Genomic DNA, 11,017 nt, shown 5'->3' on the forward strand with positions numbered 1-11,017 from the left:
CTTTGCGGTAATCTAAATCCTCGACACGACCAAATTTAATTGCTTTCAAGGTATTAACTGAAGCATTTATTTGTGCTCCTGTCATCGTGGTATGATTCTCAATTTTGACAAAAGATACCGGATACGATTCACCGCTAACCATATCTTTCTCTCTTTGATTATCTGTAGTTCGCTTCATCATATACAAAGAACCGTTAGCAAGATCACCCACAGTGTTTGATACGTACATAAAAAGTTGCCCTCCGTAAGTTCCGGAGTCATCATCACCAATTACAATAACCGTTTTTCCTGCATAAGCCGTAGCCTTCAATGGCAGCGCATTCTCGGCACTCAAGCGACCCAATCCAGGAAGCTCTTTGGATACATTTGCAGTTCCTGCATCAGCGTAAGGGTTTACACCATGTGTACGAGACTCTTCACCTGATTCTCCACAGGTTAAATAAAGCGGACCAAAACCGTGCTCCGCTGGAGTTGCCATTGTAGCGCCACACAATCTCCAAGTTCCTCCATTAGAGTTTAACAAATATTCGCCTTTTACAGGTTTAAACGTTTTGTCTAATGTAATTCTGGAAACCGAAAAATTATCTTCGTTGTTGACTAAAAAGGTAAAAGTACCATCACCGTTTTTCAACAAACCGCTTCCATCAGCTGATCCTCCAAAAACAAAGTTGGGACTTTGTGGCAGTACATCATCAGAGGTTAGCAATGAAAATAACTCTAATTTTTCAAAACCTGATTTTTTCTTTAATAAAACGGGTGTAACTGATTGGTCAGCTAAAACAACTGTTGATTCGACTTTATCATTTTCACAGGAAACAAAAGCCGCTCCCAACAATAACCCTAAAATAATTTTTTTCATTTGTTTATCTTTTAAAATTTGAAGCAAAGAAAGGCTTGGTATTTTAAAACTAAATGAACTTAAGATTACTAAAACTTAAAATACTTGTAGGATATTAGGTGTAAATTATACGTTAATTTTACATAAAGTCCTTTTTTTAAACAAAATGGTGACTTTAAAATAACTTCTCTTCAAAAATGATTTTTATATTAGGACGCAGGTCCTAAGTTGTTGACTACTAATCTTAAAGTTTGCTCAAAAAATTACTCTTAACCCTTACTATCAAAGGAACGAACGAGACAGCAAACATCCTAAAATAATTATTCTATAACAAAAACTGAAAATCCTATAACATTTCCCTCTCGCTTCCATTCTACTTTTGTCAACGTCATCAACAACAAACAATGATAAAACGATGACTTCTTAATTATAAATAAAAAAACAAATAGTATGAAAACGACAACAAAATTCAAAACAGTACTTTTAGTAGCGATAGCTGCTCTATTTTCTAACACAACTTCAGCACAAGAAACGCCAACAGCAACTAACTACGATCAGGGATTTCGTTTAGGAGTAGGTGTAAACGCAGGATATGCTACTAACGATCCTTACAAATTAGCCTTAGGTGGTGATGTTAGGTTACAGTACGATTTATCTAAAAGATACTCTTTAACTGCAACTACAGGTTACACTAACCTTTTCGTGAGTCAATCAGATGCGATTCCTGGACAGGTGGCTGGAAAAGACTTAGGATTTATTCCTGCTAAAGCTGGTTTCAAAGCTTTTATTTGGGATGACCAATTTTATGTAATGGGTGAAGCTGGAGCTGCTTTTGGAGTTTCTAATAAAAGCAATGGTACTTCATTATTGTTATCTCCAACAATTGGTTATGCTACAAAATTCGTAGATATCTCAGTTCACTATGAGCACTACTCTGACTTTGCTAAAATCAACAACAACGGAGCTACTGGTAAAGGAGTAGGACAAGTAGGTGTACGTTTAGCTTACGGTTTCAAATTATAAAAACTAATAAAATTGAATTAGTTAAAATTGAATTAGTTAAAAGGGCTCTGAAATTTCAGAGCCCTTTTGTTATTCTTTCATTAATTGATCCCTATAAAGGCCCAAGTTTAGCTTTACCTTATCGTCTAACTCTGGTTCCTTTATATCGGTGTATTTTTGCATTTCATTCCAAATAATTTCGGCAATAATATAACGACACATATCCTTGTCATCAGCAGGAACAACATACCAAGGCGCGTATTCCGTAGCTGTATTATTAATTGCCTCTTGGTAATAGTTCATATAATCATCCCAACGTTCCCGCTCTTTAAGATCACCAACCGAAAATTTCCAATTGTGCTCCTCCTTCTCCAGTCGTCTCAACAATCGCTTGCGTTGCTCCTCTTTGCTTAAATGCAAGTAAAATTTCAAAACAATAGTTCCGTTTTGAGCGATATGCTTTTCAAAATTATTAATTTGCTGCATGCGGTTTTCCCAAAATTCTGGCGTAATATCTGCTACTTTTTCGATACCCGGCAAATTCTCATTCATAATATACTCCGGATGCACTCTGGTTACTAGCACATTCTCGTAATGCGTTCGATTAAAAACAGCAAACTTCCCCTTCTCAGGCAATGCTAGGTAATGCCTCCATAAATAATCATGCTCTAACTCCGTCGAGTTGGGCGTTTTAAAACTATATACTTGAACACCTCTTGGATTGAATTCCTTAAAAACTTCCCGAATCAAACTATCCTTACCCGAAGTATCCATTCCTTGCAAACAAATCAAAACCCCATAGCGGTTGTGCGCATACATTATGTCCTGCAATTCACTTAATTTTTTTTGAACCTTATCTAATTTATTCTCCTTATCATCATCGCTAGCTTCATTAAATAAGTTAGTGGGAATTTTTGAAAGGTCGATTGGACCTACGACTTTAAAATTTTCTGGATTTATAGATTTCATAGAATACCGTTTTTAATTAAAGTAAATATAGTATTTTTGGGTAGCTATTTCCTGCTTTTCATGGCAATACTTTTCAAGCAATTGTTTTTTTTTTAGGTCCTTGCAGGAGCTTCCGTTGGTCGCTCTGCACCTCCCATAAAAAATACAATTCCTTTTAAAAAGTATTTCTATTACAATCAGGGCTAAAAACAACAACAATTCATGGAGAAATTCACGCTCGAAATCCTATTTCACATTATCGGCATTGGTGCTGCTTCAGGACTTTTTTATCAAGAGGATTCACTGTACATTATTAGTGATAACAGTGGTTTTATCTATGAGTATGCGATCCCTACACAAACGCTAAACCAATATCCGCTATTAAAAAACGCTCTACCAAACATCCCAAAACAAGACAAACCTGATTTTGAGTCTCTCGCTCATTTTCAAGACACCTTGTATATATTTGGCTCAGGATCAACTGACAAGCGAAATACAATGATTGCCTTCGATTTAAAAACAAAAAAAAAGACAAGCACCAATAACCTCACGGATCTTTATGCCGTGATGCAGAGTTTTGAATCAGTTTTACCCCAAGATTTTAACCTTGAAGGTGTCATTTATACCAGCGAAGATTGGTATTTATTCAATCGTGGTAACGGAAGCACCAATAAAAACATCATTTATACGCTCCATGCCCAAAAACTAGATCAGGAATTCAGTTTAATTGCCAATACGTACAAACTTCCAAAAATAAAAGGAGTGCGAACTTCGTTTACCGATGCGATCAGAGTCGAAGACAAAATTTACTTTTTGGCCTCAGCCGAAAAAACAGTCAACACTTATGACGACGGCGAAATATTGGGAAGCATTATTGGCCGAATTGATATCGAAACCATGAAAATAGATTTTACAAAAAAAATTAGCCCTACAAATAAATTTGAAGGGCTAACTCTATTTTCAAAAACTAAAGACCAAATTCAATTCCTACTCTGCGATGATAAGGATAATGATGTGCAAGAAAGTACGATTCATAAATTGACTTTAGACCTAAAGTAGGATTACGCTTTATTAGCAGCTCTGTTTTTTTGCTCTTTCATAATAGTGTTCAAATGCGGTTGCACTAACTGTTGTATATCCTCTTCGGTTAAGTTTAAACTCTTTGAGTTTTTCAGCAAGGCTAACCATGGCTTTGGAGCTTTAAAATCATATTTCCCAAAAACAACCACTGGAGTTCCTTTTACCTTTACCGTTTCGGCATCAGCAAGAACCCATTGATCAGCCCAGTCGTATAAGTAACGAGCATCTCTTTCTTGCAAACGCAAACAAGAGTGAGAAGCAGGGACACCCGGTAATTCATATTGGTGGAAACCTACTCCAAGTTTATTTTCGATGTTGTAATTCCATTTTAAATCCCATTCGTCATTAAAAGTACTCGTAGTTTCCTCTGCTTTCCAGTTGGTAAAAAATAAGCCTGTTGGTGTTTGATCTTTTTCTCTTCCCATACTTGTGGGTCCCGTACGAACCAATTGTCCGTTTTCATAAGCGGCAAAGGTTTGAGAAGGGTAAGAAAACAAAATAATTTTGTCAACCTCATTCAAAGCTTCCACTTCAAGCGGAAAAGGCAAATAAAATTCTAAATCTCCGCTTAGATCTTTAGGAACTATAATCGAATCCATTTTCTTTAAATTGGCTGCATCCGTTCTATTTATAGCATATGCAATTTGCAAGCTGCTAGCACTTTCTTTATTTTTGACTAGCCAGTCTTGGGTGTTTTCTAACGAATAAGAAACCTCTTTTGGTTCATGTCGCTCAATTACCTTTACCGGTTTCTTTGTTTCATTGGATTCTTTTGTAGTTTCTTGTTTGCAAGAAACTAAAGCTGTCATTGCAAAACCGGCTAGAAGTAAATGTATCTTTTTCATAAAATTAGTTTTAATTGTTTTTAATTGATGGTTGTTATTAGATTCACTTGACCACTTTTCTACCGTCATAGCTTTATTTTTACTACGGCTTTTATCATGTAAATCTTCTGATGTAAAATTGCAACCTTTAGTCTTCTTAGCTGTTATGTAATTTTTAGATAATCTTATCAAATTTTAAGAAAAGTCGCTTTTCAGCGATTCCATTTTTAACTTTTTAATATCATTTAAAAATTTTCAAAGCCTTAACTTTGTTTATCAAACAATAATTAAAAACACAATGACCGATATCAAAAATAAAACGGCCTTAATCACAGGCGCTGGAAAAGGAATAGGAAAAGCAATTGCACTAGCACTAGCAAAAGAAGGAGTAAATGTTATTTTAGTTGCTCGAACGCAAGAAGAAATTAACAATGTGGCTGCGAAAGCACGAGCGTTGCGTGTAAAAGCCATCGCGATCACTGCTGATGTTGCTGACATCAATTCGGTTAATCTAGCAGCTGAAAAAGCTTTGGCTGAATTTGGTACTATCGACATCTTAATTAACAATGCGGGAATTGCCTCTTTTGGTAAATTTCTAGATTTAGAACCTACCGATTGGGAACGCATCATTCAAGTAAATTTAATGGGAACCTATTTTATGACCCGCGCTATTTTGCCAACAATGATAGCACAACAATCAGGTGATATCATCAATATTTCCTCCACAGCAGGTTTAGCCGGTAATGCGATGACAAGTGCGTATAGTGCATCTAAATTTGCTGTTCTTGGATTAACTGACTCGCTAATGCAGGAAATGCGCAAACATAATGTGCGTGTAACAGCGTTAACACCAAGTACCGTTGCCACTGATATGGCCAAAGAATTAAAATTAACGGATGGGAATCCTGAAACCGTCATGCAAGCAGAAGATATTGCCGAATTAATCATTGCCCAGCTAAAGTTAAACAAAAGAGTTTTTATCAAAAACAGCAGTATCTGGTCTACTAATCCCTAATTTACAATCCAATGGAAAAATATTTAAGACAATTAATTTCAATAGAATTTGAAGATAAAAGAGAAATATTTTCAGGTTTTTTAATTGATTACTCTGATGAGTGGATTTTGCTGCGGAACAACCCGGTTGATTTTATCGTAGACGGTTATGTTTTGCTTAAAAACAAAAATATAAAAAGTATCCATCGTGATGAAGACCATGAGTTTACTGAGAAAGTGATTCGGTTAAAAGGAGTAAAAACCAATGCTGAGGACATTATTCCTATTAAAGATTTAGCTTCGATCATTAGCTATTTGGATAAAAAATATGGCGTATTCCAAATCGCAAAAAAATCATCAAAATCAGCTTACCTTGGAAAATTAATCGAATTAAACAAGGAAGAGCTCACGATTGACTTCCTTGATATACGAGGTGAATTTGGCGGAGAATTAAGTTTTAACCCTGATAAAATTAGAGTCATTGAATTCGATACGGACTATATAAACTCTTTACAATTGGTAATTAAAGAAGATTAATATGGCTATTGGCCGTCAATTTAAAAGCTAGCATAAAAAAAACCATTAAGAAATAGAGATGCTATTTTCTTAATGGTTTTTCTATTCTAATCCCTTTTGAGTTTACACTTCTACATTTAGGAATTCCATTCTTACACTTCCGTCTTCATCAATTCGAGTTAAATTAATGTCATGCAGTGTATTTACTAAAGCCGGATTCCAAGGTGTTTTTACTTTTACATAGTTCTCGGTAAATCCATGAATGTAACCTTCTTTATTTTCACTTTCGAATAAAACAGTCCTGTTGCTTCCTAATTGGTTTTCATAAAAAGCACGACGTTTTTTTACAGATAAACTACGTAACATTTTACTGCGTTTAGCACGAACATTGGCAGCAACCACGCCATCCATAGCAGCAGCCTCTGTATTATCACGTTCTGAATAGGTAAAAACATGTAGGTATGAAATATCCATTTCATTCAAAAAATAGTAGGTTTCTAGAAAGTGTTCATCGGTTTCACCAGGAAAGCCAACGATCACATCCACACCTATACAGGCGTGAGGCATGACTTCTCTAATTTTATTGACTCTTTCGGTATAGACTTCTCTTTGATACCTGCGCTTCATTAACTTTAAAATCGCATTGCTTCCTGATTGCAACGGAATGTGGAAATGCGGTACAAAAGTTCGGCTTTTAGAGACAAACTCTATCGTTTCGTTTTTTAATAAATTAGGCTCTATCGATGAAATACGTAATCGCTCAATTCCTTCAACCTCATCTAAGGCTTGTACTAATTCAAGAAAAGTATGTTCGTGTTTTTTATTTCCAAATTCGCCTTTACCATAATCTCCAATATTGACACCCGTAAGCACAATTTCTTTGATGTTTTGCTTCGAAATTTCGGCGGCATTTTTCAATACATTTTCTAATTCGTCTGAACGTGAAATTCCACGTGCCAACGGAATAGTACAATATGTACATTTATAATCGCAACCATCTTGCACTTTTAAAAATGCTCTAGTTCGATCACCTATGGAATAACTACCTACATAAAAATCAGCATCAGCGATCTCACACGAGTGCACTTCGCCCATGTCGTTTTTAGACAAATCGTTAATATAATCCGTAATTTTAAATTTTTCGGTCGCCCCTAAAACTAGGTCAACTCCATCAACTGCGGCTAGCTCTTCAGGTTTTAACTGAGCATAGCATCCAACGGCAGCTACAAAGGCTTGGTTGTTTAATTTCATTGCCTTTTTGACAACTTGCTTGAACTGCTTATCGGCATTTTCAGTAACGGAGCAGGTATTGATGACATACATATCCGCCACTTCTTCAAAACCTACACGATCAAATCCTTCGTCTTGAAAACTACGAGCGATTGTCGATGTTTCCGAAAAATTTAGTTTACAACCTAAGGTGTAAAAGGCAACTTTTTTTCTATTTTCCATAAATGAGCGCTATTGATGAAATCGTTGTCAAAAAATAGCGTGTGCAAATTTACAAACATTTTTTAGAAACAAATTAGAATTTAGCAATTTACTCTGTACTGTTTGTGAGATTAGTTTTAAAAACAATTTCAAAAATCAATACTTTTAGATACTTTTACGACCGTTACCAAAATCGCAAACCACAATGAACAAATTTTTTCTTACGCTAGCACTGCTTATTTCAGTTTTAGGAACTGCACAAAATAAAATAGACTGGGATGGCACGTATCAATTACAGTTATCCGACTTTCAATCAAATGAAACGCAAGTGGGAGGCACAACTATTACGTCAATGCAAACCGCTTCTAATTTAGAATTTGGTTTCCAAATGAGTAATGTAGAATTTATGTTTACTAAAAATTTCAACTCAAAAGTAAGCTGTGCTTTCCAGAAAGATGCTGCGATGATCGTTGCTCCAGATGCTGCTACCGCAAATAAATTAGTCCAATTTGCTCAATACCAATTCAATTTATCCGAGTTGTATGCGCGCAGATTGAGACAAAAAATATATGAAAACAAAGGAACCTTCTCAGATATTACTTTTTTGAAACCTATATACGAGCAAATAGAAAAAGAATTAATTGAACAAAATGGTATTGCTTCTAAAGCGACCAACTTAGGCCAAGATGAAGGTAAACTTACCGTTCTTAATACAAAGGTGCTTTCACAAATAGACGCCCTTGCTGATTTTTGCAAAGCGTGTAAACCTCCTAAAAAGAAAAAGTAAAAAGTCACTCTACCGTGGTTTTATAGTTTATGATTACTTTCCTTGACTTAATACTTTATCACAAACCAACCAAAACGAAATACAAAACAAAAAAAATTATGAAAAAACTAGTTTTAATCTGCTTATTGATAAACAGTTATTTTGCTCAAGCACAAACCAACACGCAACTAAAAGTAACTGAAAGTGCAGAATATGAAGATGATATCAAATCCGTTGATATCCTATCCATACACACAGCGCAGTCCGGTGAAACTTCCATCATTAGAAATGGTAAAAAAGATTTTTTATTCGATATTTTTGACAGTAAACTCGCTAAAACTTTTTCTAAAACGGTTGCTAGTGAAGACGATGAACAATATGTTGGTGATTTATTCTATAAAGATCAAGTAAAATTATTTACAGTTGCTTCTCCAAGTAAAAATGAAAGAGTACTGTACTGTCACACACTCAATTTATCTACAAAATTATATAATAAGACTACGATTTTTACAACTACTGTCGAAAAAAATCAGTCTTTATTTAGCACCAAAAACAAACACAAGACTAATTTCGCTTTATCACCTGATGGTAACTATTTTGCAATTGCCACTGATAACATTCTTAAAAACAAAAACTCCTACACAGTAAGAGTTTATGAATCTAAAAATGAAAATTTAGTCTTTACAACATCGTATCAAGAAGATGTTGAAAAAACTTTTGAACACAATGATCTTTACATTACTAATGACGCTACGGTCTACTCTTTAGGTAAATTATACATTGAAGGTTCTTCAAATAAAAAAAATCAGGGACAAGCTAATTATCAGTTTGTATTGAACAAAATTACGAAAGCAAAAACCAGCTTCATTTTAATCGATTTAGAAAAGGAACATATTAAATCCTTGAGCATTTCATTTAATAAAAATGAATTGCAGCTAATTGGTTTTTATTCTGAATTAAATGTCAATAGAATTAAAGGTGGTTGCAATTTTATCATCGATACCGATAATTTGACTGTCAAATCAAAAAAACTACAGAATTTACCAAAACAGGTATACGATGACTTATACGGTTACAGAGAAGCAGAAAACAAAAGTGAAAAGCAGAAAGAATTGAGGAATTTTGATATTGACTATTTGTTAAAAGACAAAGAAAACAATACGTTCCTTATTGCCGAAGAATTTTATGTATCGCAAGTATACGTGAGCTCTGGAGCCTACGGTGGCTATATGCAAACCGTTTATCACTACGATGATATTTTAATTTTAAAGTTCAATTCAGCTGGAGATTTAGTTTGGGGAAGAAGTGTTTTTAAAAGAGCCAACAACCCATCCTACAATGCATTTTTGAAAGATGACAGTTTACACCTTATTTTAAACTCTGGTAAAAACTTGACTGAAAAAGCAGACGGACGCGTCAAATTATCTAAATCATGGTTGGAATCTACCGCACTATACGATTTAGAATATTCAAAAACGGGAGAAGTAGCCTACAACAAAATTCAAGACAATAAAAACAATGAGTTTTACCTGCCTTATTATGGTACTTATGAATCCAACAAATTCATTATGATGAATGACGGAAAAAGAAAAAAGACATTTATGATTTTACAATAGAAAGTCAAAGACAACAAAAAACCGTTAGGATCAAATAAATTCTAACGGTTTTTTTATTTGACAGTAATTAGGCTAAGATAAATCTCTTCACAACTTCGGCTACGCCATCATTGTTGTTAGAGGCTACAATAACATCTGCTTTGTCCCGCAGGTGAGCATCTACATTATCGACCCACACACCTAAACCAGCGTATTCGATCATGGACAAATCATTACCTGCATTCCCAACGGCGATCACTTCTGATTGTAAAATATTTAATTTATCGGCTAAGAATTTTACACTAGCGCCTTTGTCGATGCCATTTTGAGCTACTTCTAAGAAAAAAGGTTTAGACATGCACACACTTAAATGAGGCATTGCAGCCTTTAAATGCTGCTCTACTTCTCTTAAATAAGAAGGTTCTTCTAACAAAATACATTTCACTGCTGAAGACTGCACTGCTGCTTTAAAATCTAATACTTTATTATGTTCTAAACCTGTAATATTTAATTCTATATCTATATATTCAGAACTTGTTTCACTTACCACCTTTCCCTCTACATACGTTATAATGTGAGTGTTGTGCTGCACACTGTAATCGTACAATTCATAAATTTGCTCTTGCGTCAATGTTTGCTCAAAAATAATTTCGTTTTCCTTCAAATTGGTAATTACTGCTCCATTGTACGAAATCATATAGGAATCTTCCAAGCCAAGTTCTTTTGCATACGCAGTCATAGCAGGAGTTGGTCGCCCCGAAGCTAAGATTACTAGTACTCCTTTTTCTTTGGCTTTGGCCAACATTTCTCTATTTTCAATTGAAATCTTATGGTCATCGTTTAACAAGGTGTCGTCCATGTCTAGGACCAGCATTTTATATTTCATCACTTTTATTTCTTCTACCTAAAAAAGAAACCTCGGCTTTTGGACAGCTAAGGTTTCTTACTTTAACTATTTAGGACCAATTGGTTTTAAATACTCAATCTAAATTCTTCAATCACGGGATTTACTTTTGCAAATTCT

At 34.8% G+C, this 11,017-nt stretch carries 10 protein-coding genes and 1 pseudogene; 6 read left to right on the top strand and 5 right to left on the bottom strand.

The features are described from left to right. A pseudogene (locus P8M54_RS12945) lies at positions 1-859 on the bottom strand (hypothetical protein); the annotation flags it as partial. Positions 860-1,288: 429 nt separating this feature from the next. Here P8M54_RS12945 and P8M54_RS12950 point away from each other — a divergent pair. Then, on the top strand, positions 1,289-1,861 hold the full coding sequence (locus P8M54_RS12950; RefSeq protein ID WP_300288342.1) for a hypothetical protein: 573 nt from the start codon (positions 1,289-1,291) through the stop codon (positions 1,859-1,861). A gap of 69 nt (positions 1,862-1,930) precedes the next feature. On the opposite strand, the gene P8M54_RS12955 is transcribed toward P8M54_RS12950, so the two are convergent. Continuing rightward, a complete protein-coding gene (locus tag P8M54_RS12955; RefSeq protein WP_300288343.1) occupies positions 1,931-2,809 on the bottom strand; it encodes a PPK2 family polyphosphate kinase in 879 nt (292 codons plus the stop codon). A gap of 201 nt (positions 2,810-3,010) precedes the next feature. Between P8M54_RS12955 and P8M54_RS12960 the strand changes: the two genes are divergently transcribed. After that, positions 3,011-3,847 carry a hypothetical protein gene (locus P8M54_RS12960; RefSeq protein ID WP_300288344.1) on the top strand — a complete coding sequence of 279 codons (837 nt, stop codon included), beginning with the start codon at positions 3,011-3,013 and terminating at the stop codon, positions 3,845-3,847. A 2-nt stretch (positions 3,848-3,849) separates the two neighbouring features. On the opposite strand, the gene P8M54_RS12965 is transcribed toward P8M54_RS12960, so the two are convergent. After that, complete coding sequence (locus P8M54_RS12965) at positions 3,850-4,713, bottom strand: L,D-transpeptidase (protein WP_300288345.1); 864 nt, start codon at positions 4,711-4,713, stop codon at positions 3,850-3,852. Between the two features lie 277 nt (positions 4,714-4,990). On the opposite strand from P8M54_RS12965, the gene P8M54_RS12970 reads away from it, so the two are divergent. Then, a complete protein-coding gene (locus P8M54_RS12970) occupies positions 4,991-5,707 on the top strand; it encodes a 3-ketoacyl-ACP reductase (RefSeq protein WP_300288347.1) in 717 nt (238 codons plus the stop codon). Positions 5,708-5,718: 11 nt separating this feature from the next. Further along, a complete protein-coding gene (locus tag P8M54_RS12975; protein ID WP_300288348.1) occupies positions 5,719-6,222 on the top strand; it encodes a hypothetical protein in 504 nt (167 codons plus the stop codon). A gap of 102 nt (positions 6,223-6,324) precedes the next feature. On the opposite strand, the gene mtaB is transcribed toward P8M54_RS12975, so the two are convergent. Then, the gene (gene mtaB / locus P8M54_RS12980) at positions 6,325-7,653 is read right to left on the bottom strand and encodes a tRNA (N(6)-L-threonylcarbamoyladenosine(37)-C(2))-methylthiotransferase MtaB (RefSeq protein WP_300288349.1); all 1,329 of its coding nucleotides are present in this window, start codon (positions 7,651-7,653) and stop codon (positions 6,325-6,327) included. A 184-nt stretch (positions 7,654-7,837) separates the two neighbouring features. Here mtaB and P8M54_RS12985 point away from each other — a divergent pair, with 184 nt between their 5' ends. After that, positions 7,838-8,419, top strand: a complete 582-nt coding sequence (locus P8M54_RS12985) for a hypothetical protein (RefSeq protein ID WP_300288350.1) — start codon at positions 7,838-7,840, stop codon at positions 8,417-8,419. 98 nt (positions 8,420-8,517) lie between these two features. Beyond that, a complete protein-coding gene (locus tag P8M54_RS12990; protein WP_300288351.1) occupies positions 8,518-10,014 on the top strand; it encodes a hypothetical protein in 1,497 nt (498 codons plus the stop codon). Between the two features lie 67 nt (positions 10,015-10,081). Here P8M54_RS12990 and P8M54_RS12995 read toward each other — a convergent pair whose 3' ends face one another. Next, on the bottom strand, positions 10,082-10,879 hold the full coding sequence (locus P8M54_RS12995) for a Cof-type HAD-IIB family hydrolase (RefSeq protein ID WP_300288353.1): 798 nt from the start codon (positions 10,877-10,879) through the stop codon (positions 10,082-10,084). Between the last annotated feature and the right edge of the window lie 138 nt (positions 10,880-11,017).

The sequence above is a fragment of the Flavobacterium sp. genome, from assembly GCF_029242675.1.
In the GTDB taxonomy this organism is placed as follows: domain Bacteria; phylum Bacteroidota; class Bacteroidia; order Flavobacteriales; family Flavobacteriaceae; genus Flavobacterium.

Coding starts and splice junctions, on each gene's coding strand:
- mtaB (WP_300288349.1), bottom strand. CDS start 7,653: ATGGAAAATAGAAAAAAAGTTGCCTTTTACACCTTAGGTTGTAAACTA.
- P8M54_RS12975 (WP_300288348.1), top strand. CDS start 5,719: ATGGAAAAATATTTAAGACAATTAATTTCAATAGAATTTGAAGATAAA.
- P8M54_RS12955 (WP_300288343.1), bottom strand. CDS start 2,809: ATGAAATCTATAAATCCAGAAAATTTTAAAGTCGTAGGTCCAATCGAC.
- P8M54_RS12965 (WP_300288345.1), bottom strand. CDS start 4,713: ATGAAAAAGATACATTTACTTCTAGCCGGTTTTGCAATGACAGCTTTA.
- P8M54_RS12990 (WP_300288351.1), top strand. CDS start 8,518: ATGAAAAAACTAGTTTTAATCTGCTTATTGATAAACAGTTATTTTGCT.
- P8M54_RS12970 (WP_300288347.1), top strand. CDS start 4,991: ATGACCGATATCAAAAATAAAACGGCCTTAATCACAGGCGCTGGAAAA.
- P8M54_RS12995 (WP_300288353.1), bottom strand. CDS start 10,879: ATGAAATATAAAATGCTGGTCCTAGACATGGACGACACCTTGTTAAAC.
- P8M54_RS12960 (WP_300288344.1), top strand. CDS start 3,011: ATGGAGAAATTCACGCTCGAAATCCTATTTCACATTATCGGCATTGGT.
- P8M54_RS12950 (WP_300288342.1), top strand. CDS start 1,289: ATGAAAACGACAACAAAATTCAAAACAGTACTTTTAGTAGCGATAGCT.
- P8M54_RS12985 (WP_300288350.1), top strand. CDS start 7,838: ATGAACAAATTTTTTCTTACGCTAGCACTGCTTATTTCAGTTTTAGGA.